Below are 21,517 nucleotides of genomic sequence, written 5' to 3' on the forward strand. Positions count from 1 at the left end.
TCCGCGCGTTCTACGGACGAGGGTTGCGCCGGAGGCGGCGCGCCCGCACAGTTGACCGTATCCTCCCGCCCATCCCCCTTATCCCACAACGACATGCGCACACTCATCGTCCGCTCGTCCGTGCTCCTGGCCGCCGCGCTGGCGGCGCTCCCGGCCACCTCCCGCGCGCAGGCGGCGCGCGACGCCCACGGCTTCTTCATCGGCGCGGGGGGCGGCCTGGGCCGCACCAGCGAGCCGGCCTCGGACGTGGCCAACGTGGGCTTCATGGCGCACCTGCACACGGGGTGGCGCTTCAGCCCCGCCGTGGCGCTGATGCTGGAGAGCAGCTTCAACACGGCGAACGACAAGAACGTCGATTCCGCCACGGTGATCGTCGAGGGCCCGTCCGGCAGCTCCGAGCTGCCGTCGCGGCGCGTGAAGCTGGGCACGCAGTCGCTCCTGCTGTCGCTGCAGCTGGGCACCACGCAGACGCTCTACGTGCGCCCGGGCGTGGGGTTCGCGGGGCACTCGTTCGGGAGCTACCGGCAGCGGGACGGCGACGTGCTCATCTCCCAGACGAGCCACGAGTGGGGCCCGGCCGCCAGCATCGCCGTGGGGCGCGAGCTGCCGATCCCCGGCTTTCCGCTGAACGTGGAGGCGGTGGCGCTCTACAGCCGCGGCGAGGACAGCACCCCGGCGCGCTGGTCGGCGGGGGTGCAGATCGTGCGCGAGATCCAGTTCTAGTCCCACACAGACCCGAGAGTCCGGCAGATGAAACACGCTTCGCTTCTCCCCATCCTCCTCGCGCTCGCCACGTCGGCGGCGGGGACGCATGCCGCGGCCCAGGCCGGACCATTCGTTGGAGCCGGGGTCGGCGTCGCCCGCGTGGGCGAGCCGGCTACGGACCAGTCGCGCGTGACTCCGTCGCTGCACCTGCGCGCCGGATGGGCGCTCAGCCCCACGATGGCGCTGCTGGTGGAGGGAGGGCTGGACGGGATCGGGCGCACCCGTGTGGGGATCCAGCCCCTCCCCGACCTGGCCGTCATCGGCGGCCCGCCGGGCATCCCCCACAACCTGCGGACGCTCTCGGTGCTCGCGTCGCTGCAGGCGGGCTCGCCGCGGACGATCTACGTGCGCCCCGGGATCGGCTTCGCGCGGCACACCTTCGCCTCGTACCGCCCGCTCCCCACGGACGGGTGGAAGCTGGAGACCGAGGGTGAGTGGGGCCCCGCGGCCGGGCTGGCCGTGGGCCGCGAGGTGAGCGTGATCCCCGGGTTTCCGCTGGGCGTGGAGGCGGTGGCGCGCTGGAGCGGCGGCGAGGACAGCAGCAGCCCGCGCTGGTCCGCCGGGGTGCAGGTGGTGCGCGACGTCCGCTTCTGACAGCGGATCTGTTCCGAAAATCAGGAGAGACGTCATCCTGAGGCCGGCCACACCGTAGCTGCCCTGGCACGACCGGTTGCAGGCCGAAGGATCCATAGGCGAGGCCGCACGTGCGCTGCCGGTTTGCACGACCGATCCCGAATTCGATAGGACGACGGAACTTCTTCGCCGGAGACCGGAGATGAATCGCTCTTCCACCTTCCTCGTCGCCGCCGTGCTCGCCGCGTCGGCCGTGATCGCCCCTCGCGCCGGGGCGCAGCTGAACCCGCGCGGGCCGTTCGTGGGGATCGGGGTGGGCGTGAGCGCGGTGAACAACGACGAGCTGGGGCAGCACCGCCTGGGCCCGGCGCTGCACGGGCGGGTGGGATGGGGATTCAGCCGCTCGCTGGCCGCCATGCTGGAGGTGGGCGTGCACGGCCTGGGCGACGACCGGCCGCGCAACTCCGACATCGTCGTGACCAACGAGCTCGGCGGTACGCAGGTGAACCGGCGGCCGGTGGTGCTGAACACCGTGTCGCTGCTGGCCTCGGTGCAGATCGGCGACCCGGAGCAGGTTTACGTCCGCCCGGGCGTGGGGCTGGGGCGGCACGCCTTCGCCACCTACTTCGTGGGCTCCGGCGGGGTGACGGACGCGCAGGTCAGCCACGAGGCCGGGCCCGCGGCGGGGCTGGCGCTGGGGCGCGTGTTCAATGTCGCCCAGCGCTTTCCCGTGGCGGTCGAGGGCACGGTGCTCTGGAGCCACGGCGAGGACAGCTCCGGCTCGCGCTGGGCCGCGGGCGTGCAGGTCGTTCCACAGCTGCGGTTCTGAATCCGCGGCTCACACACATCGAACCGCAAGACGATCACAGGAAAGATGAAGCTCGTACCGACCCTCCGCGCCCTGGCCGGCGCGCTCTCCCTCGCCGCGCTGGCGGCGTGCTCCGACGCCACCGGCGGCAACCGCGTGCCGGTGTCGTTCAACAACATCGGCGTTCCCCTGGCGGGGACGCCCCCGTTCACCGCGGGGAGCAGCGCGTCCGGCACCGTGACCATCTACGGCACCTACACCTACGGCGGCTGCGACTCGCCGAAGCCCACCGCGCGCGTGGACGGCGGCGACCTGGTGTTCCGCCTGGAGCTGAAGCACGACACCGAGCACGCCTGTCCCGGCTTCATCGCCGTCTCGGGCTACCGCGCGGACATCTCCGGCCTGGCGCCGGGCACCTACCACGTGCGCGTGGAGCACGCCGGCATGGCCGCCGCCGGCGAGCCCATCGGCGACGGCGTGCGGCTGGAGCAGGACGTGACCGTGCAGTAGGCGCCGACCGGATCGCGAACGATGAAGCCCCTGGCCGGATTTCCGGAGCGGGGGCTTCGTCACGATGTGGGAGATCGACCGTGCGATCCGGCAGCGCACGTGCGACCTCGCCTGTAGATCCTTCGGCCTGCGACCGCTCGTGTGGGAGGCAACGATGGTGTGGCCGGCCCGGATGGAAAGTTCCTGGCGCAGTCAGTCACCGGCGACTGAAGTCGCAGCAACAACTACGGGAAGCCTCGCAAACTGCGCGAGGCTGATCCGCTCACTCCGCGGCCCCGGTGCTCACGACCGATCTCCTTTCATCCTCCATGGTCGCGTGAGTGCGGTGTTCGACTCGGGATGACGTCTCTCTGTGCGTTTGCAATGCACGGGTGATTGCAAGATCCGGCATCAGCTGCGGCCGTAGACGGGGACGGCGGCGCCGTTGACGGGGGCGGACTCGGGGGAGGCGAGGAAGAGGACCACGCGCGCGATCTCCTCCGGCGGCGTCCACTTCGAGGCGTCGGCGTCCGGCATGGAGCGGCGGTTGGCGGGGGTGTCGATGGTGCCGGGGAGCACGGCGTTGGCGCGGACGCCCCGGTCGCGGTACTCCTCGGCGATCGTCTCGGCCAGGACGATGAGCCCCGCCTTGCTGACCGCGTACGCGCCGTTCCCCGCGCGCTGCTCGCGCGCCGCGCGCGAGGCCACGAACACGATCGACCCGCCGCCGCCGTCCGCCATCCGCGGGATGGCGGCGTTCGCGAGCAGGAAGCCGCTGGTGAGGTTCACCGACATCATCGCCTCCCACACGCCCAGCGAGGTATCCCCCACCTTCGCGCCGCCGTGCCACGCGCCCATCACGTGCGCCACGGCGTCCAGTCTCCCGCCCCACTGGGTCGTCTGGCGGATGGCCGAGTCGGCGCCGCGCTCGGTGGTCAGGTCCAGCATGCAGGTGGACACGCGCCCGGCGTACGCGGACTTCAGCTCGTCCAGCGCGTCCTTGCGGTCGGTGTGGTGCAGCGCCACCGAGACGCGCCACCCCGCCTCCAGGAACACGCGGGTGACGGCGCGCCCCAGGTTTCCCGCGCCGCCGGAGATGAAGGCGACGGGCCCGCCCGCCGCCTCAGCGCCGTTCTTCGCCATGCAGCCTCCCGGTTCGCGCGGTGATCTCGCGCAGCCGCGACGCCCGCTCGCGCGTCAGCGACCCGTCGCGGAAGCGCCACTGCCAGTCGCCGCTCACCGACCCCGGCGTGTTCATCCGCCCCTCGCTTCCCAGCCCCAGCACGTCCTGCAGCGGGATCACCGCCAGGTCGGACCGCGACCCCAGCACCACCTCGATCATCCGCCACCCCACCTCGGCCGGGTGCGCGTCCCCCGCCAGCTCCGCCAGCGCGGCCCGCTCGCCGGCGCCCGCCTCGTCGTGCCACCATCCCAGCGCGGTGTTGTTGTCGTGCGTCCCCGTGTACGCAACGCACTCGCGCGGGTAGTTGCGGGGGAGATGGGGATTCTCCGGATCGTCCTGGCCGAAGGCGAACTGGAGGACGCGCATCCCGGGAAAGCCCAGCTCGTCGCGCAGCCGCTCGACCTCGGGGGTGATGATCCCCAGGTCCTCGGCGATGAGCGGAAGCGGCCCCAGCTCGCGCTCCACCGCGGCGAACAGGCGCGTTCCCGGGCCGGGCATCCAGCGGCCGTGCAGCGCCGTCGCCTCGTCGGCCGGCACCTCCCAGTAGCTCTCGAAGCCGCGGAAGTGGTCGATGCGCGCGATGTCCACCATCTCCAGCGTGCGCCGGAAGCGCGCCGTCCACCAGCCGTAGCCCTGGCGCTCCAGCACGTCCCAGCGGTAGAGCGGGTTCCCCCAGCGCTGCCCGGTGGAGCTGAAGTAGTCGGGCGGCACCCCGCTGACCACGGTGGGATGGCCGCCCTCGTCCAGCGCGAAGATCTCCGGGTGCGCCCACACGTCGGCGCTGTCGTGGGCCACGAAGATGGGGATGTCGCCCACCACGAAGATGCCGCGCGAGGCGGCGTAGCGGCGCAGCTCGCCCCACTGCCGGTCGAACAGGAACTGCGCCAGCGCGTGCCGCTCGATCTCTCCCGCCAGCTCCCCGGATGCCGCGGCGAGCGCGCCGGCGTCCCGGCGCCGCAGCGGCTCCGGCCACGCGGTCCACGGCGCGCCGTGCACGTCGCGAAGCGCGCGGAAGAGCGTCCAGTCGTCCAGCCACCCGCGCTGCCGCTCGCGGTACTCGGCGAACCCCGCGCGCAGCCCCGGCGACGCGGAGGCGCGGAAGGCGGCGTGCGCGCGGCGCAGCAGCCCGTCCTTCCACCGCGCCGCGCCCGCGAAGTCCGCCCGCGCGGGGTCGAACGCCGGGGCGCGCGCCTCGTCCTCGTCCAGCAGCGCGTCCTCCACCAGCAGGTCGGCGGAAAGAAGGGTGACGTTCCCCGCGAAGGCGGAAAGGCCGTTGTAGGGCGAGCCGCTCTCGCCCACGGCCACCAGCGGGAGGATCTGCCAGAGCGTCTGCCCGGCCAGGGCCAGCCAGTCCACGAAGCGGTACGCGTGCGCGCCCAGGTCGCCCGTCCCCTCGCCGGGAAGCGAGGTGGGGTGCAGCAGGACGCCGCTGCGGCGCTCGCCCGTGACCCTCACCACGGCGCGGCCCGCGGGAGACGTAAGGCAGGGAGGGAGATGGAGATACCGGCGCGTCGGGGCATCGTCGCTGGACGGAGTGGTCGGGCGCGTGGGGCCGCGTCGCGGGCGATCGGGAGCGGACGTCCGCGGCGGGGAACGGGGCGCGTGACCGTTGCAGAATCCGCGCCCGCCGCGGGGCTCCGTCCCGCCTCGCCGCGCGACGGAGTGCCGCGGGGCGAGCCATGCTACGCCGCCGCTCCGCGCGCGTCCAGCCCCCGCCGGAAGGCCGCGGCGGACGGCTGTTTTCGCCCATCTTCCCGCCTCTCCAGTAAGCTGGCATGCAGCTTGTACTTGGGTCGCTCGGATGCGGGCGGGGGCCCGCGCTCAGGACGGATTCCCGGGATTGGGATGAACGGCGGAACGGCACCCGGCGCGGCGGCGAACGGACACGGCAACGGCCGGAGGGACGCGCGGCTCCCCGGAGAGGGCGAGGGCTCCGCGCCGGGGTCGCGCGGCGCGGGCGCGACTCCCTACCACCTGCTGGTGGAGCGCGTCCACGACTACGCCATCTCGCTGATGGACCCGCACGGCGTGATCACGCACTGGGGCGAGGGCGCCGTGCGGATGGCCGAGTACACCCCCGCCGAGGTGGTGGGCCAGCCGCTGGGCTTTCTCTACCCCGCCGGCGGCGCCGAGGACGGGAACCCCGACGGGCACCTGCGCTACGCCGCCGAGCACGGCGAGTACATCGGCGAGGGCACGCGCACCGCCCGCGACCGCGGCCCCTTCCCGGCGCGCGTGGTGCTCACCGCGCTCCACCGCGACGGCGAGCTGTTCGGCTTCAGCATGGTGGTGCAGGACCTCTCCCGCCTGCGCGCGGTGGAGGAGCAGCTGCGGCAGGCGCTGCGCGCGGCCGAGTCGGCCAACGTGGAGAAGAGCCGCTTCCTGGCCACCATGTCGCACGAGATCCGCACCCCCATCAACGCCATCCTGGGCTACGCCGACCTGCTGGACCTGGAGGTGCAGGGGCCGATGACCGAGGGCCAGCGCCAGTACCTGGAGCGCGTCCGCGCCAGCGGACGGCACCTGCTGGCGCTGGTGGAGGACGTGCTGGACTTCGCGCGGGTGGAGGCGGGGCGGCTGGCGGTGGCGCCGGCGCGGGCCTCGCTGGCGCGCACCGCCGAGGCGGCCATCGGGCTGCTGCGCCCGCAGGCCGAGGCGCAGGGGCTGCGGCTGGAGCTGGAGTGCGCCGACGAGGTGGAGTACTGGGGCGACGACACCCGGGTGCAGCAGATCCTGGTGAACCTGCTGGGCAATGCCATCAAGTTCACCGATGCGGGGGGGAGCATCCGGCTCTGCTGCGAGTGCGCCGAGCCCGACCGCGACGCCGAGCTGCACGGCCCCGGTCCGTGGACCTGCGCGCGGGTGGAGGACACCGGGATCGGCATCCCCGCGGACCGGCTGGGCGCCGTCTTCGAGCCCTTCGTGCAGGTGGACAACGCGCTCACCCGCGCGCACCAGGGAAGCGGGCTCGGCCTCGCCATCTCCCGGCGCCTGGCGCGGCTGATGGGCGGCGACCTGACGGTGCGCAGCCGCGCGGGAAAGGGCTCCGTCTTCTCGCTCTGGCTTCCCGCCGGCGCGCCGCAGCCGCAGGCGGGCGACGGGACCGTGTCGCGCGGGCAGGGGTCGCTCACCCCGGTCGCGCAGCACCTGGCCACCTCGGCCGCGGGCGTCGTGCGCGGCTACGCCGAGCGGTTGCGCGTGGACCCGGGCACGCCCAGCGCCCGCCGCCACACCCGCTCGGAGCTGGAGGACCACCTGGTCACGCTGGTGACGGACCTGGCGCAGGTGCTGGTGGTGCTGGAGGAAGACGGGGACGACGCGCGGGGGATCGCGAAGGACGCCGACGACGTGCAGCGGCTGCTGGCCATCCGCCACGGCCGCCAGCGCTGCCGCCTGGGATGGAGCGAGGCCGAGGTGCGGCGCGAGTACGAGATCCTGGGCGAGGAGATCGAGACGTCGCTGAACGCCGCCCGCGACGTGGCCGCCAGCCGCGCGGTCGACGAGGCGCTCCCCGTCGTCCGCCGCCTGCTGAACCGCGCCGTGAGCCTCTCCATCGGCGCCTACCGCGAGGACTCGCAGCCGTCGGCCAACTGAAAAGCCGAATCACACGGAGGGAACGGAGGGAACGGAGGGAACGGAGAAACTCATCTCGGGGTGAGTTCTCCGTTCCCTCTGCGTGATCCTGCGGTTCAGGATTTCTCGGCGGAGCGGTCGACGTACGGCACCAGCTCGGCGTCGATCCCCTCGCTGCGCAGCCACGCGAGCGCGTCCTCGCGGAGGCGTTCGGACTGGTACGCGAACCATTTCTCCCGGACCTCCGGGAAGCCGGCAAGCGCGTCCTTGAACGAGCGGAACGGGTGCCGGCGGTCGAGCGCGTCGAGGAGCGCGCCGCGGACCCGCGCGTCGTCCTGCATGCTCGCGAAGTCCTCCATCACCCGGAACCCCTCGTGCGACGACAGCGAAGGGATGGCGAGGTAGCGGTCGTCCTCGTCCGCGGCGATCGCCGCGCGGATCTCCTCCTCTTCCTCGAGCTCATCGTCGTCGTCCAGCCCGATCACGACGCCGGTCTCGCGGTCGAGGTACCAGCGCATCATCCCGTCGCCGCTGTCCATCGCCATCTCGAGCTCGACCCAGTCGATCCGGATCTTCGCCATCTCCCCTACTCCTCGTATCGGCCCGCCTCCACGGTGTCGCGGATGCGCTGCACGTCGCGGCCGTGCACGCCCAGCGCCAGGATCAGCTCGATGCGCGCCTGCTGCCCGGTGAGGTGGTCGGCGAAGATGCACCCCATCTCCCGCAGCTGGTGGCCGCCACCCTCGTACGCGTAGGTATCCAGCACCCGCCCGCGCGAGGACCGCGTGGCGACGACGACGGGCTTCTCCGCGTCCATCCAGCGGCGGATGCCGGGGAGGACGGCGGGGGGAACGTTGCCGCGCCCCATCGCCTCCAGCACGATGGCGTTGGCGCCGCTGTCCAGGCTGGCCTCCACCAGCCGCGCGTCGGCCCCGGCGACGATCTTGATCAGGTCCACGGGCACGACGGGGTGCCGCGGCGCCAGCGTGGGGCGGCGGCGACTCTCGCGGTAGAAGAGGGCGCGCCCGGTGTCGGTGATCCCCAGCGGCCCCCAGTTGGGCGAGCGGAAGGTGCCCGCCTGCTCGGTGTGCGTCTTCACCACCTCGGCGCCCTGCACGATCTCCTCGTCCATCACCACCATCGTCCCGCGCCCGCGCGCCTCGGGGGCGGCGGCCACCTCGGTGGCGCTCATCAGGTTGGCCGGCCCGTCCCACGACAGCTCCGACGAATTGCGCATCGCGCCGGTGATGACCACCGGGATCTCGGCCGGGAGCGAGCGGTCCAGCAGGTACGCCGTCTCCTCGATGGTGTCGGTGCCGTGGGTGACGACCACGCCCTCCACGCCCTGCGCGAAGGCGTCCAGGATCGCCGCGCGCAGCTCCCACATCCGCTCGATGGTCATGTGCGGCCCGGGGAAGCGCCCGAACTCGCGCACCTCCAGCTGGGCCACGTGCTCGATCCCCGGCACCGCCTCCACGATCTCCTGCCCGGTGAGCTGGGGGACGGCGCCGCCGGCCTCGGCGCTCCTGCGCATGGAGATGGTGCCGCCGGTGGCCAGCAGCAGGATGCGGGGAAGGGCGCGCTCAGCCACAGAGCACGCTCCCGCCGTTCACGTTCAGCACCTCGCCGGTCAAGTGCCGCGCCAGCGCCGAGCAGAGGAACACGATCGGCCCCGCCACGTCCTCGGCGCTCGCCACGCGCCCCAGCGGGATCGACGCCTCGATGCGCGCGCGGCCGGCGGCCATGGGCTTCTCGACCATCTCCGTGTCGGTCCACCCTGGCGCCACGCAGTTCACCGTGATCCCCCGCGGCGCCAGCTCCACGGCCACCGACTTGGTCAGGGAGATGACGGCGCCCTTCACCGCGCCGTAGTCCGCGTGGAAGGCCTCGCCCCGCTGCCCGGCGGTGGACGAGACCAGGACGATGCGCCCGTGGGGGGTGACGAAGCGCGCCGCCAGCCGCACGGTGTGGAAGATGGAGTCCAGGTTCTGCGCCACCGTGCGCCGCCACTGCTCGTCGGTCATGTCGGCGATGGAAACCTCGTCGGGCACCCACACCCCGGCGTTCCCCACGAAGATGTCGATCCCCCCGAACTCCACCAGCGCGCGCTCGAAGAGCAGCTCCGCGCCCCACGGGGTGGAGATGTCGCCCGCCTGCGCGTAGGCCCGCCGCCCCAGCGCGCGGATCTCGGCGGCCGCGGCCTCGGCGTCGGCCTCGCGGCTCAGGAAGCCCACGCCCACGTCGGCGCCGGCCTGCGCCAGCATCAGCGCGGCGGCGCGCCCCACCCCGCGCGAGGCGCCGCTCACCACGGCGCGCTTTCCCGTCAGTCCCAGGCTCAGGCCGGCGTCCACTTGCCCCCCAGCTCCGCGGCGTGGTGCCGCTCGGTGTGCAGGATCTCGCGCAGCAGCGATTCCGTCTGCGCGTCGTAGCCGCGCGCCAGCAGCGCCTCGTAGCGGGCCACCTCGGCGCGTTCGCGCAGCCGGGCCTCGATCTCCCACCCGTCCAGCCCCAGCGCGGCCGTCGTCACCCGGGCCAGGTCGCGCGGCGCGGCGCCCATCTCCATCAGCCGCGCGGTGAGCCGCGAGAGGTGGTGCTGCTCGTCGGCGTGCAGCTCGTTGAAGCGCTCGCCGAGCGCCGCGTCGCCGCGCTCCTCGGCGGCGGCCGCCAGCCCGCGGTAGAAGAGCGCGTGCTCCTTCTCCGCCGCCCGTGCGTCCTGCAGCGCGTCCGTCAGGTCTTCCGGCATCTCGTGCGGCTTGTAAGATTATGGGGACTGGAGATTCGAGGCCGCGGAATTGTACGTCCCGCTTCCGTTCGGGACCAGAATCAATCGTCCGATGAACCGCTGGGCCGTCTGCCTCTTCAACGCGGAAACCCGTGCTTCGCTGGAGATCCGGAAGCTTTATGAGGTGCTTTCCGACGCCGAAGCGGAGGGGATGGATTTCCTCCGGGTCATCGACGAGAGCGGGGAAGACTACCTGTATCCCCGCTCCCTGTTCGGTGAGGTGGAGATCACCGAAGAGATCAGCGACGCGCTTCGCCGCGCCTCGTGACGCCGGAAGAAGAATGACATCGCCGCCTTCGCCTCATCCGGCGGGGGCGGCTTTGCGTTGCGGCGAAGCGGGCATGTGGATTGCGCCCGGGAGCGCGGCTCGGGCGCCGCGGAGGGCGGGCCCGCGGAGGCTCAGCGCAAGGAGATGGAGATGATCGGAAAGCGGGTTGCCACAACGCTGGCGGCGGTGGCGATGCTCGGCGCGGCGTGCTCGAAGCCGGGCGGCGGCGACTATCAGGGCGGCGGCACCGAGGGAAGCCCCAACGACACCACGGGAATGAACGGCGGGGCCACCAGCGGCAGCAACTCCAGCGCGCAGGACCCGAACCCCGGCAGCGCGCCCGCGCCCACCGGCAGCACCGGCATCTCCCCCGCGCAGACGCAGGGCGGGGCGGCCGCGCCGGGCGCGGGCTCCGGCGTGCCGCCGGTGCAGGCGCCGCCGCCGTCGGCGACCGGGCCCAGCGACATCTCCACGCCCTCCGGCGGCGGCACCCCCGCGCACCTGGGCGGCACGCGCGACACCACCGGCAAGCGCCCCTGATCCTTGCCGGAAAGTGAAGAGGCCGCGGGGGAGATCGATTCTCCTCCGCGGCCTTTTCGCATCGGCGTCCAACCCGATCCGGCAAAGAAGGCCTCTCATACCAGATCCGGAAAATGAGATGTTCCACGCCGCACCAGCCTGACGTCATCCTGAGTCGAACACCGCGCTGCGCGCGACCACGTTGGATGAAAGGGGCGTCCTCCGGAATCGGAACTCGCCGCCGAGCCGAACAGCCTCGCGCAGTTTGCGAGGCTTCCCGTAGTTGTTGCTGCGACTTTAGTCGCCGGTGAGGGGGCCAGCCCGCGAACTTTCCATTCAGGCCGGTCACACCGTAATCAGGGTCTGAACAGTAGGTTGCAGGCCGAAGGATCTAGAGCCGCGGCAGCACGTGACTCGACGGGACGCGCTGATTCTTCCTCCGGACGCGGTATCAATACCGAATTCGGGGATCGATCGTGCGACCCGGCAGCGCACGTGCGACCTCGCCTATAGATCCTTCGGCCTGCAACCGCTCGTGCGGGGCAACGACAGTGTGGCCGGCCTCAGGATGACGTCTCTCTGTGGGTCAGAGAGATGGAGGGGCAAGATGGCGAGCCTACTCCGGCTTCTCGCCGTCGCCGTCCTTTCCGGCGAGGCGCTGGAGATTGGTCCGCGTCTGCTCGATGACGCGGCGGGTGCGGTCGATCACCGCGCGCGTGCGGCTCAGGAGCGCATTCACGGCGCGGTCGTGCTCGCTCCGCACGGCTTGCGTGGGCTCCGCGTTACCGCCGCGGGGGGAGGCGCCGCCCGCGCGGACCTTCTTCACCGCCTCCGCCAGCGACTCGCGGATGCGCGCGGCCTCTTCAACCGGGTCGTCCGACATCGCCCTGCCGCTCGGCTGAGGGTGCGCCGCTCCGCGCCTCGGGCGGCGGCGAGGTGGGCTCGTCGCTGGCCGCGGCGGCGCGGTACGCCTGCATCCCCACGCGCTCGGACTGCCGCAGCAGCCGCGCCGCCACCGCGGCCGCCGCCTCGGCGCCCTCGCCGGGGGGACAGTGCGTGCGCACGGAGCTTTCCACCTCCTCGCGCAGCACCTCGAAGTCGCGCCGCAGCTCGGGCTCGGTCCACCCCAGGCGGCGGCGCTGCTCGGCGTGCAGCTCGGCCACGAAGCGCTGGATGCGGCTGCCGTCGCGCAGCAGCCGTGGCGTGTCCTCGGCCACCCCGCCCAGCACCACCATCGACTGCGCCACGTCGGCCACCAGCGTGGCGGCGTGGTCCAGCAGGTCCACGGTGGTGGCGTCGCGCGCGCTCCGCAGCCGGGCGTCGCCGCGGATGCGGCGGACGTACGCCTCCATTACGCCGTCCACGTGGCAGGTGAGGTCGCGCCCGGCCGCCTCGATGGCGTGCCCGCTGCGGCGCCGCGCCCGCTCGTCGCGCTCCAGGTCCACCTCGCTCTCCGGCGCCGCGGGAAGCCAGAGTGTGAAGCACGAGCCCCGGCCGGGCGACGAGCGGACCGTCACGTCGCCCCCCATCAGCCGGGAAAGGTGGCGGGCCACGGTCAGCCCCAGCCCCGCGCCCCCCTCGGTGCGCGTGTGCCCGGCGCTCCCCTGGCGGAAGGGCTCGAACATCTCGTCCAGCCGCCCGGGCTCGATCCCCACCCCCGTGTCCTCCACCTCGATGCAGGCCCACGGCCCGGGCCCGCTCACCCGCGCGCCGGGGTCCGCGCGCCCCGCCACGCCGCAGGTCACCCGCACCTGGCCGCCGCGCCCGGTGAACTTCACCGCGTTGGAAAGGAGGTGGTCCAGCACCTCGCCCACGCGCCCCACGTCGCCGACGAAGTAGCCGCGGCTGTCGCCGGGGCACTCGTTCGCCAGCGCCACCCCTTCCGCCGCGGCCGCGGTGCGGATGCGCCCCAGCGCCTCGTCCACCGCCTCGCGCACCGGGGCGCGCTCGCGGGCCACGGGCAGGCTCCCGGACTCGAGCCGCGCCAGGTCCAGCACCTGGTCCACCAGCGCCAGCAGCTGCGCGCTGGAGCCGCGGATGCGGGCCATCTGCTCGCGCTGCTCCTCGGTCAGCGGCCCGGCGATCTCCACCTCCAGCAGGTCCACGTAGCCCAGCACCGCGTTCAGCGGCGTGCGCATCTCGTGGCTCATGGCGGCCAGGAACTCGCTCTTGGCGCGGCTGGCCTCTTCGGCCTGGGCGCGGGCGCGCTCGGCGGCGCGGAAGAGGCGGGCGTTGTCGATGGAGATGCCGGCGCGGCGGGCCAGGTCCTCGGCGACCGCCAGGTCCTCGTCGCCGTAGTGCTGCCCGGGTCCGCTCACGAAGGTGATGGCGCCCAGCACGCTGCCGCGCGCCAGCATGGGCGCCACGATCACGGCGCCCATCCCCAGCGCCTGCAGCACGCGCCGGTGCTCGGAGTCGTGCGCCGCGGTGGTGAGCATGTCCTCGCTCACGTCGGGGATCAGCTCGGCGCGGCGGGTGCGCATCACCACCGGCAGCCCCAGCGGGTCGTCGCGGTGCGGCGGCCATCCGCTCACCAGCCTGCGGGCCATGGGCTGGCGGGCGGGGTCGGGGTGCACCACGGCCACGCGGCGCATGGTGCCGTCCTCCTCCAGCAGGTCCACGATGCACCACCCGCCCAGCTGCGGCAGCGCCAGCTCGGCCACGCGCCCCAGCGTGGTCTCGTAGTCGAGCGAATCGGAGAGCACGCGGCTGGCCTCGGCGAGGTACGCCCCCGCCGGTTCCAGTGCCGCCGCCCCCCGCTCGCTCGCTCGCATCCGTGTCTCCCCGGGCACCGTGGCCCGCCCCCCCGGCGGCCATCCGCGCGACGAAAGGCAAGACCCGTGCACGCTCCGGCGGGTGTTTTCCGGTGAGGAGCGGGATGGGTGGACGGATCCGCATCCCGCGCCGCGATGCTTCGGTCATCCTCCGGTGCGCCGGGATCCGCCCGGACCCAGCCGGGACGGACGCGCGCAGCTTCCGCGTGACGGAATGGGCTTGAGTAGGCAGAATACTTGCTACCGCGTATATTGGCCGCCCTTCGGACGCACACGTACCCGGACCAGACGGATCGGAAGAAAACATGGCTTCGTTCAACGACCTCGGGCTTCGCGAGCCGCTGGTGATGGCGCTCGAGGAGGAGGGGATCGAGCACCCCACCGCGCTGCAGCAGGCCGCCATCCCCGTGCTGCGGCGCGAGGGGAACCTGGTGGCGCGCGCCTCCAGCGGCTCGGGGAAGACGCTCGCGTACGCGCTGGGCGTGCTGGACCGCATCGAGCCCCGCGCCTCGTCCGGCGGCGACGGCGAGGGTGAGGGCGAGGAGGGCGATGCCGGGGCGTCCGGCGAAGGGCAGGGAACGCGGGTGCTGGTGCTGGTTCCCACCGCCGAGGCGGCCGAGCACGCGGCGCTTTCCCTCGTTCCCATCGCCCATGCGGCCGACCTGGTGGTCACCGTCTCCGGGCCCGGCTGGGGCACCTCCGCGGGCGAGGCCGACGTCCTCGTCGCCACCCCCGCGCAGGTGATGGAGGCGGTCCGCACGTCCGGCGTGAAGCTCGACGCGGTCGAGGCCATCGTCATCGACGGGGCCAGCGACATCGAGGCGCTGGGCGGGTGGGAGCCGATGGAAACGCTGTTCGACAACGTGCCGCGCACCGCGCAGCGCGTGGTCATCACCACCACCTCCACCCCCGCGGTGCAGGACCTGATCGACCGCCGGGTGAAGCGCTCGGTGAAGTATCCCACGCAGCCCGCCGTTCCCGACGCGGTGGAGGCGGCGACGACCGGCATGGTCGGCTACGTTCCCGTCAGCGAGCGCGAGAAGGTGGACACGGTCGCGCGGCTGCTGGGCGGCGCGGGGAACGGCGAGGCGCCGCCCACGCTGGTGTGCCGTACCGAGGAGCGGGCCGCGCAGGTAGCCGAGGCGCTGTCGCTGCGCGGCTTCCTGGTGGGGGATGGAGACGACGAGGACGCCGACGTGGTGGTCACCGGCTCGGCCGAGGGGCTGGACGGCGCGGGCACGGTGATCTCGTTCGACGTGCCGGGCGACGAAGAGGCGCTGCGCGCGCGCCATGGCGGCGAGCACACCGGCTTCGTGCTGGTGCAGCCGCGCGAGCTGCCGCACCTGCGCGAGATCGCGAAGCGCGCCGGCTTCGCCGCGAGCCCCGCGGGGATCACCGGCGAGCAGCACCCGGCGGCCGACGAGCTGCGCCGCTTCCGCCAGGAGATCCGCCGCGCCATCCGCGAGGAGGACGTGGGCGCGCAGATGCTGGTGCTGGAGCCGCTGTTCGAGGACTACACCGCCGCCGAGGTGGCCGCCGCCGCCGCCGCGCTGCTGCGCAAGCGCGCGCCCGTCCCCGCGGCCGAGCCGGCGCCCGCCGCCGCGCCGCGCGCCTCCGCGTCGTCCGCGGGCGCGCGCCTGCCGCTGCAGCGCGAGTCCACCTCCGGTGGGGCGCCCGCGCCGTTCACGCGCCTGTTCGTGGGCGTGGGCGAGCGCGACGGCATCCGCGCCGGCGACCTGGTGGGCGCCATCGCGGGCGAGGCCGACATCCCCGGGAGCAGCGTGGGGAAGATCGACATCCGCGACACCTTCTCCATCGTCGAGGTGCCCGCCGACGCGGCGCAGCGGGTGATCGACGCGGTGAACGGCACCACCATCAAGGGCCGCAGCGTGCGCGTGGACTACGACCGCGGCGGCGACCGCGCCCGCCGTCCGGGGGGCGGCACCGGCAGCACCGGCCCGCGCGGTGCGGGTCCGCGGGGCGGGGGCTTCCGCGGCGGCGGCGCGCGCGAGGGGGGCGGGCCCCCCTCCCGCGGCGGCCCGCGCGGCGGGGGCTTCGGGGGCGGCGGGGGCACGCGCCGCCCGCCCGTCCGCCGTCCTCCGCGCGACGAGTAGGTCGCGGATCGAACCGGGTGCGGCGACGCCCCCGCGCATGCCGCGCGGGGGCGTCGCCGCATCTCCATCTCCAGCGCCCGCCGGGGATTTCTGGACGTGAATCGCTCCGCCCGCTCGGGGGGAGCGGACGGAGCGTAGAAGGGCCGCGGCGCCGTGCCGCGGCCCCGCAGGGAAATCACATGGGGCAGGGCGGGCAGGTGTCGTTGCAGCTGATTCCGCACGTGTCAAAGCAGGTGTTGACGCACGAGTCGCAGCTGGCCGCGCAGGTATTGGTTCCGCAGGTGTTGCACGTGCCGTTGCAGCTCGCGTCGCACGTGCCCAGGCACGACGCCACGCAGGTGTCGCAGGTGTTGCGGCAGGTGTCCGGACAGGTGTTGAACCGGGTGATGAACCCGCGCACGGTGCCGCGCTGCCCGGGCGCGTCGCTGGCGGTGCGGAAGCTTTCCACGGCCAGGTCTTCGATGCTGAGCTTCATCTTGTTCATGGTCTCGCTCCTCGGGGGTAGAGTGGGCTTCACGCCGTCTGCGGCGAGCGGCGACGGACCGGTACCGGTGCCGCTGACGTGAACGATCACCCCGCCGGAGCAGGTGCGCGACCAGATTGTGACGAACCGCCGGGGCCGCAGGATGAGACGATGTGTGGGTTGACGGTGCATGCGGCGCCGCGGCGCGGGCGGGGCAGGGAAGGGGGATGAAGAGACCGGCCGCCCTCGCGACGGGATCGCGGGACGGCCGGCGAAGCGCCCCGCAGGGCGCGGACGAGAAGTTGGGGATCAGTACGGCCGCGGCTTGGTGCAGCAGCGCTCCGGGTCCGACACGCTGGGGCAGATCGAGTCGCAACTCCATCCGCTCGATCCGAACCCCAGCGCCATGGCCTCGGCGCTCGCCTCGAAGGAATCGACCTTCAGCTGGTCCAGCTTCAGCGACAGCTTCTGCATGGTGTCCTCCGGCGGTGGGGGGGGGTGGCGCCCGGAGGCGGGGAGGGTGAGGCTCCCGCGCGGCGCCACATGCGGAAGGTGCGACGGATCGCCCCCATCCGGAGCCGGCGTGGGACGAGCGGAGGGAGATGGAGGACGAGCCGCTCGAAGCTCCCGTCAGGTGTGATACCTGATCCGGGAGATTGCTTCCATATCCGCACTGCACCTGTCCGACGTCATCCTGAGTCGAACACCGCGATGCGCGTGACCACGGAGGATGAAAGGCGATCGGTCGTGAGCGCCGATGCCACGGAATGAGCGGATCAGCCTCGCGCAGTTTGCGAGGCTTCCCGTAGTTGTTGCTGCGACTTCATCAGTCGCCGGTGACCGGCTGCGCCCGGAACTTTCCATTCAGCGCCTGCAGACGGCCACTCGGCGGCGGCGCAGCAGCGGGGGCGGGCGGTCACCCGGCATCGTCCGCGGATTCCCCGCCGCCGGCGAGGGGCGCGGTGGCGGCGGCCGTCTCGCCGGTCTCCAGCATCTGCCGGAAGCGGCGCAGGTCGCCGCGCACCATCTCCTTCGGCGCGTCGTGGAACACGCTGGCGATGGCGTCGCCGATCACGCCGCCGGGCGGGTCGAACTCCACGAAGTAGCGCACCTCCGTCTGCCGGCCGTCGCTTCCCGCGGGGAGGAACTGCACCCAGCCGCGGTTCGGCAGCTCCGAGCCGGGGAGCGACTCCCACGCGATCAGCTCGCCCGGGCGGTCCTCCACCACCTCGCTCTCCCACGTCCACGAGCGCCCCATCGGCCCCGTGGCGGTCCAGCGCGAGCGAACCGGATCGAGCACGTCCACGCGCGAGATGCGGTCCATGTAGCGCGGCGCCTGCGCGAAGTCGCGCCACGCCGCGTAGGCCTCGTCCGCCGCGCGGTTCACGGTGATCGAGGCGTTCACGCTCACCCCCGGCTCCTCCTCCGCCGCCAGCCGCCCGCGAGACGGCGCCGCGTCCGCCGTATCGACGCCGGCCGCGTCGTAGACGAAGCAGTGGCCAGAGGCGCCGCGCGCCACCAGCCACGCGCCCGCCAGCCCCATCAGCGCGCCGCCCACGCCTCTCTGCCGCGCGCCGAGCAGCGCCAGCCCCGCGCCGCCCGCCAGCGAGACCAGGCGCTCGTTCCTGCCCACGTTCACCCGCCGGCCCAGCCGCAGCCGTTCCGCGATTTCCGCCACGTTCGTCTCCCTCCGTAAGAGGCCCTTTTCGCTCCGTCCGGTGTGCAATCTCCGCGCCCCGTCAGGCGTCACGATCAGCGGCGCGCGCCCGGAACGCAAGCGCGGCGGAGATCGGCGAACGGATTGGATGGGGATCGAAAAGAAGGTCTCACACGGAGAGAACGGAGGGAGCGGAGGAACGGCGGTGCGGTTCCGCTTTCCCTCCGTTCCCTCCGTGTGATCCACCGATTCGCGGAAACCGCACGAGCGGGATCAACCGGCGGACGGCGCGAATTCCGGGCGCCCGGCCGCGGCGGGGACGAGGGATTCTGCGGGGGCGAGCGCGGAGGCGGCGGTGCACACCAGCACGATCCATACGGCGTCGGCCAGGAGGAGGTGGACGAGCTGCATCCACACCGGCGCCAGCATGGCCACGTTGAACACGCCGGCCATGATCTGCGCGGCGAAGAGCGCGACCAGGCGCCGCGACAGCGCCGCCGTCTCCGCGCCGGGGCGCATCCGCCGCGCCAGGACGCCGGCCAGCATCACGTACAGCGCGGTGGCGATGGCAACGATGGGGTGGACGATGCGCAGCCGCTCCAGGAAGGTGGCCGCGGCGGGAAGATCGATCCCCACGTGCGCCTTGGGATACAGCGTGTCGCCCAGCGCGGTGATGGCGCCGGTGGTGCCCACGGCGATCGTGGCGGCGACGGCGCCCAGCATCACCCAGGCGAGCGCACCCTGCCCGCGCAGACGCGGCGCCGCGCGGCCCGACGCCAGCCACGCGGTCAGCGTCAGCGAGCCCAGGAGGAGGAAGGTGTTCACCAGGTGCAGCGCCATCATCCAGATGCGCGCGGTGGAGCGGTTGTCCGCCACCAGGTCCAGCTTCACCAGCGCCGCGCCCACCAGCGCCTCCGTCACCAGGAAGAAGAGGGAGACGGCGGCCGCGCGGCGCACCGGGCTCGCCTTCGCGTACAGCTTCCACGCGAGCCACGCCAGGGCGACGACCAGCGGCGTGTCGACCCCCGTCATCAGCCGGTGCGTGAGCTCGATGAGGGTGTGGACGGAGGGCGACTGGGGGATGACCTGCCCGTTGCACGCCGGCCAGTGGTTGCCGCACCCCGCGCCCGAGCCCGAGGCGCGCACGAACGCGCCCCAGACGACCACGCCCACGTTCCAGGCGAGAACGCCCCACGCGTAGCGGGCAAAGCGGCGGAGAGGCTGGGATTGCTGCACGGGATGCGGAACGCGCGTTGCGTGGTCGGAGTGCACGGCCGGCGAGCGGGGACGATAAACCTCCGCGCCCGCGGCACGCAAGTGCTTGGGCGCGAAGGCCTTCGCCTCCCATCCCTCCGTCGTGGGGAGATGCCCGACGGCGCGTGGGGAAGGCTACGGACGCGCGCCGCCGCGGGGTGGCGAAGGCGGTGGCGGGGGTTATATTTGCCTCCTTTCAGGCGGACCGCACCCCGCGCGCCCGCCGGAACCCGTTGGTGGACCCGATGCCCGATGCCATGGCGCGCTACGCGGCCGACCCCCTGGCCGTCCGCGAGGCGCTCGAGACGCCCCTGACCACCGCCACGCACCGCGCCGGCATCGCCGCGCGCGGCGGCCGGGCGGGCGCGCGGCAGCGCGCGCGCGACTACGTGACGCTCACCAAGCCGCGGATCATCTCCCTGCTGCTGGTGACCACCTGGGCGCCGATGGTCATCGCGCTGCGCGGCCTTCCCCCGCTGTCCACCTTCCTGTGGACCATGCTGGGCGGATACCTGATGGCGGGCGGCGCGAACGCCATCAACATGTACATGGACCGCGACATCGACGCGCGGATGCCGCGCACGGCGCTGCGCCCCATCCCCAGCGGGCGGATGTCGCCGGCGCACGTGCTGGGCTTCGGCGTGACCCTGGGTGCGGCGGCGTTCGCGCTCTTCTGGGTGCTGGTAAACCCGCTGAGCGCCGTGCTGGCGCTCACGGGGCTCCTCTACTACGTGTTCATCTACACCCGCTGGCTGAAGCGCACCTCGCCGCAGAACATCGTGATCGGCGGGGCGGCGGGCGCGTTTCCGCCGCTGGTGGGGTGGGCGGCGGCCACGGGGCACGTGTCGCTCACCGCGGTCTACCTCTTCCTCATCGTCTTCTTCTGGACGCCGCCGCACTTCTGGGCGCTGGCGCTGGTGAAGCAGAAGGACTACGGCCGCGTGGGCGTTCCCATGGCGCCCAACGTGTGGGGCGAGCGCGAGACCATGCGGCAGATGCTGATCTACACCGCGCTGCTCATCCCCATCACCCTGGCGCCCGTGACGTACGGCGGGCTGGGGCCGGTGTACGGACTGGCGGCGGCGCTGCTGGGCGGGTGGTTCATGTGGGGGGTGGTGAAGGTGGCGCGGGCGAAGAACTTCACGCAGCCGGCGTGGGCGCTGTACCGCAGCTCGCTGCTGTACCTGGCGCTGCTCTTCGCGGCGATGGCGGTGGATGGCGTGGTGCCGCTGGGCCGCGCCGGCGCCCAGCCGGTGATCCTGCGGCACCCCGATGTGGTGGCGGCCAAGGACGCGCCATGATGCAGGACACGGTGACGGTCCACGCCTCGCACCCCGACGGCCACGAGGGCTACGTGCTGCTCCTGCGCCGGCCGGACGCGCAGGGGCGCGTGAGCTGGCGCGAGTGGTCGTCGGACGACTACGTGGGACCGCCGCGCGAGGGCTCGTGGACCGTGGACGAGATCGAGCAGCGGCTGCAGGAGTGGGCGCGCGGCGGCTGGAAGCTGAGCGAGTCGGTCCACCTGGTCCTGAGCTGGCTCCGCGCCCCCTGATCCCGCGCGGCACGGACGCCGATCAACCCGCAGCACCGTTCCCCCGCCGGCCTTCCGCGCCGGCACCTTTCCCCCGGAGTGCCCGCCATGGCCGTTGCCACGGTCTCCAAGCAGCCCGCCGTTCCCGCCGAGCGCGACGACCCCCGCTGGGACGAGGCGGTGGACGAGCACCGCGCCGCGCTGGCCGCGTTCCTGAACGCCGCCGAGGCGGCGACCGACGAGGCGTGGAGCGCGCCGTGGGCGCCGGGGAAGTGGACGCGCGCGCAGATCGCCGAGCACCTGGCGCTGGCGTACGAGGCGGCGCTGCACGAGATCCGGACCGGCGAGGCGATGCGCCCGCGGCTTCCCCCCTGGCGGCAGAAGCTGCTGCGCTGGGTGCTCCTTCCCCACATCCTCTTCCACCGCACCTTCCCGCTCCGCGCCGTCTCTCCGCGCGAGATCCGGCCGCCGGAGGCCACGCGCCCGCGGCGCGAGCAGCTGCGGCGGCTGCGCGAGCTGGGCGAGCGCTTCGAGGTGGAGCTGGACGTGGCGCGCCGGGGTGGCGGGGGCGGGATCTCGCACCCGTACTTCGGGCGGGTGGGGCCGGTGAAGGGGATGCGCTTCGTGGCCGTCCACATCGAGCACCACACGCGGCAGATCGCGAAGGGCGAGTAGAATTCGAAAGCAGGTTTCACGCGGAGAAGCAGGGGAGCAGAGGAACCGCACCGGGTCCTCCGCTCCTCTGCTTCTCTCTTTCTCCCCGC

23 protein-coding genes are annotated in these 21,517 nt (G+C 73.1%); 11 read left to right on the top strand and 12 right to left on the bottom strand.

Annotation, left to right across the window (positions count from 1 at the left end; all coding sequences use genetic code 11):
- The first annotated feature begins 93 nt into the window (after positions 1-93).
- The 4 genes from VLK66_RS11310 (at position 94) to VLK66_RS11325 (ending at position 2,656) form a co-directional block, all read left to right on the top strand.
- Positions 94-723 (top strand): hypothetical protein, encoded by a 630-nt coding sequence (locus VLK66_RS11310; protein ID WP_325309520.1) that lies wholly within the window; start codon positions 94-96, stop codon positions 721-723.
- Positions 724-750: 27 nt separating this feature from the next.
- Positions 751-1,359 (top strand): hypothetical protein, encoded by a 609-nt coding sequence (locus VLK66_RS11315; protein WP_325309521.1) that lies wholly within the window; start codon positions 751-753, stop codon positions 1,357-1,359.
- A gap of 181 nt (positions 1,360-1,540) precedes the next feature.
- The gene (locus tag VLK66_RS11320; protein WP_325309522.1) at positions 1,541-2,167 is read left to right on the top strand and encodes a hypothetical protein; all 627 of its coding nucleotides are present in this window, start codon (positions 1,541-1,543) and stop codon (positions 2,165-2,167) included.
- A gap of 45 nt (positions 2,168-2,212) precedes the next feature.
- A complete protein-coding gene (locus tag VLK66_RS11325; RefSeq protein ID WP_325309523.1) occupies positions 2,213-2,656 on the top strand; it encodes a hypothetical protein in 444 nt (147 codons plus the stop codon).
- Between the two features lie 390 nt (positions 2,657-3,046).
- Here the strand turns inward: VLK66_RS11325 and VLK66_RS11330 are convergent, their stop codons facing one another.
- Complete coding sequence (locus VLK66_RS11330) at positions 3,047-3,778, bottom strand: SDR family oxidoreductase (protein ID WP_325309524.1); 732 nt, start codon at positions 3,776-3,778, stop codon at positions 3,047-3,049.
- Positions 3,759-5,276 (bottom strand): 4-alpha-glucanotransferase, encoded by a 1,518-nt coding sequence (malQ, locus tag VLK66_RS11335; RefSeq protein ID WP_325309525.1) that lies wholly within the window; start codon positions 5,274-5,276, stop codon positions 3,759-3,761. Before malQ ends, VLK66_RS11330 begins: the two co-directional genes overlap by 20 nt.
- A 387-nt stretch (positions 5,277-5,663) precedes the next feature.
- Between malQ and VLK66_RS11340 the strand changes: the two genes are divergently transcribed.
- A complete protein-coding gene (locus VLK66_RS11340; RefSeq protein ID WP_325309526.1) occupies positions 5,664-7,412 on the top strand; it encodes a PAS domain-containing sensor histidine kinase in 1,749 nt (582 codons plus the stop codon).
- A 95-nt stretch (positions 7,413-7,507) separates the two neighbouring features.
- Here VLK66_RS11340 and VLK66_RS11345 read toward each other — a convergent pair whose 3' ends face one another.
- The 4 genes from VLK66_RS11345 to VLK66_RS11360 are packed head-to-tail and all read right to left on the bottom strand — an operon-like array spanning position 7,508 to position 10,134.
- A complete protein-coding gene (locus VLK66_RS11345; protein ID WP_325309527.1) occupies positions 7,508-7,972 on the bottom strand; it encodes a UPF0158 family protein in 465 nt (154 codons plus the stop codon).
- 5 nt (positions 7,973-7,977) lie between these two features.
- On the bottom strand, positions 7,978-8,982 hold the full coding sequence (locus VLK66_RS11350; RefSeq protein WP_325309528.1) for an asparaginase: 1,005 nt from the start codon (positions 8,980-8,982) through the stop codon (positions 7,978-7,980).
- Positions 8,975-9,742, bottom strand: coding sequence for an SDR family NAD(P)-dependent oxidoreductase (locus tag VLK66_RS11355; protein WP_325309529.1), 768 nt, complete (start codon positions 9,740-9,742; stop codon positions 8,975-8,977). Before VLK66_RS11355 ends, VLK66_RS11350 begins: the two co-directional genes overlap by 8 nt.
- Positions 9,727-10,134 carry a hypothetical protein gene (locus tag VLK66_RS11360; protein ID WP_325309530.1) on the bottom strand — a complete coding sequence of 136 codons (408 nt, stop codon included), beginning with the start codon at positions 10,132-10,134 and terminating at the stop codon, positions 9,727-9,729. The genes VLK66_RS11355 and VLK66_RS11360 overlap by 16 nt, the downstream gene beginning before the upstream one ends.
- 91 nt (positions 10,135-10,225) lie before the next feature.
- Here VLK66_RS11360 and VLK66_RS11365 point away from each other — a divergent pair, with 91 nt between their 5' ends.
- Both VLK66_RS11365 and VLK66_RS11370 read left to right on the top strand, forming a co-directional pair.
- Positions 10,226-10,441, top strand: coding sequence for a hypothetical protein (locus VLK66_RS11365; RefSeq protein WP_325309531.1), 216 nt, complete (start codon positions 10,226-10,228; stop codon positions 10,439-10,441).
- Positions 10,442-10,591: 150 nt separating this feature from the next.
- Complete coding sequence (locus tag VLK66_RS11370; protein WP_325309532.1) at positions 10,592-10,981, top strand: hypothetical protein; 390 nt, start codon at positions 10,592-10,594, stop codon at positions 10,979-10,981.
- Between the two features lie 595 nt (positions 10,982-11,576).
- On the opposite strand, the gene VLK66_RS11375 is transcribed toward VLK66_RS11370, so the two are convergent.
- Entirely contained in the window at positions 11,577-11,843 is a 267-nt protein-coding gene (locus tag VLK66_RS11375; protein ID WP_325309533.1) for a hypothetical protein, read from the bottom strand.
- The gene (locus tag VLK66_RS11380) at positions 11,824-13,734 is read right to left on the bottom strand and encodes a GAF domain-containing sensor histidine kinase (protein WP_325309534.1); all 1,911 of its coding nucleotides are present in this window, start codon (positions 13,732-13,734) and stop codon (positions 11,824-11,826) included. The genes VLK66_RS11375 and VLK66_RS11380 overlap by 20 nt, the downstream gene beginning before the upstream one ends.
- A 305-nt stretch (positions 13,735-14,039) precedes the next feature.
- Between VLK66_RS11380 and VLK66_RS11385 the strand changes: the two genes are divergently transcribed.
- Positions 14,040-15,848, top strand: coding sequence for a DEAD/DEAH box helicase (locus VLK66_RS11385; protein ID WP_325309535.1), 1,809 nt, complete (start codon positions 14,040-14,042; stop codon positions 15,846-15,848).
- Between the two features lie 175 nt (positions 15,849-16,023).
- Here the strand turns inward: VLK66_RS11385 and VLK66_RS11390 are convergent, their stop codons facing one another.
- The 4 genes from VLK66_RS11390 to VLK66_RS11405 form a co-directional block, all read right to left on the bottom strand.
- Positions 16,024-16,332 (bottom strand): hypothetical protein, encoded by a 309-nt coding sequence (locus VLK66_RS11390; protein WP_325309536.1) that lies wholly within the window; start codon positions 16,330-16,332, stop codon positions 16,024-16,026.
- A 288-nt stretch (positions 16,333-16,620) separates the two neighbouring features.
- Entirely contained in the window at positions 16,621-16,785 is a 165-nt protein-coding gene (locus VLK66_RS11395; RefSeq protein ID WP_325309537.1) for a hypothetical protein, read from the bottom strand.
- A 442-nt stretch (positions 16,786-17,227) separates the two neighbouring features.
- Positions 17,228-17,989 (bottom strand): SRPBCC family protein, encoded by a 762-nt coding sequence (locus tag VLK66_RS11400; RefSeq protein WP_325309538.1) that lies wholly within the window; start codon positions 17,987-17,989, stop codon positions 17,228-17,230.
- 252 nt (positions 17,990-18,241) lie between these two features.
- Positions 18,242-19,204 carry a COX15/CtaA family protein gene (locus VLK66_RS11405; RefSeq protein WP_325309539.1) on the bottom strand — a complete coding sequence of 321 codons (963 nt, stop codon included), beginning with the start codon at positions 19,202-19,204 and terminating at the stop codon, positions 18,242-18,244.
- A gap of 143 nt (positions 19,205-19,347) precedes the next feature.
- Between VLK66_RS11405 and VLK66_RS11410 the strand changes: the two genes are divergently transcribed.
- The 3 genes from VLK66_RS11410 to VLK66_RS11420 all read left to right on the top strand — a co-directional run bounded on the left by VLK66_RS11410 (position 19,348) and on the right by VLK66_RS11420 (position 21,428).
- A complete protein-coding gene (locus tag VLK66_RS11410; RefSeq protein ID WP_325309540.1) occupies positions 19,348-20,523 on the top strand; it encodes a heme o synthase in 1,176 nt (391 codons plus the stop codon).
- Positions 20,520-20,774 (top strand): hypothetical protein, encoded by a 255-nt coding sequence (locus VLK66_RS11415; RefSeq protein ID WP_325309541.1) that lies wholly within the window; start codon positions 20,520-20,522, stop codon positions 20,772-20,774. The genes VLK66_RS11410 and VLK66_RS11415 overlap by 4 nt, the downstream gene beginning before the upstream one ends.
- 87 nt (positions 20,775-20,861) lie before the next feature.
- Positions 20,862-21,428 (top strand): DinB family protein, encoded by a 567-nt coding sequence (locus VLK66_RS11420; protein ID WP_325309542.1) that lies wholly within the window; start codon positions 20,862-20,864, stop codon positions 21,426-21,428.
- Positions 21,429-21,517: the final 89 nt, after the last annotated feature.

This window comes from Longimicrobium sp., assembly GCF_035474595.1.
Taxonomy (GTDB): Bacteria; Gemmatimonadota; Gemmatimonadetes; order Longimicrobiales; family Longimicrobiaceae; genus Longimicrobium.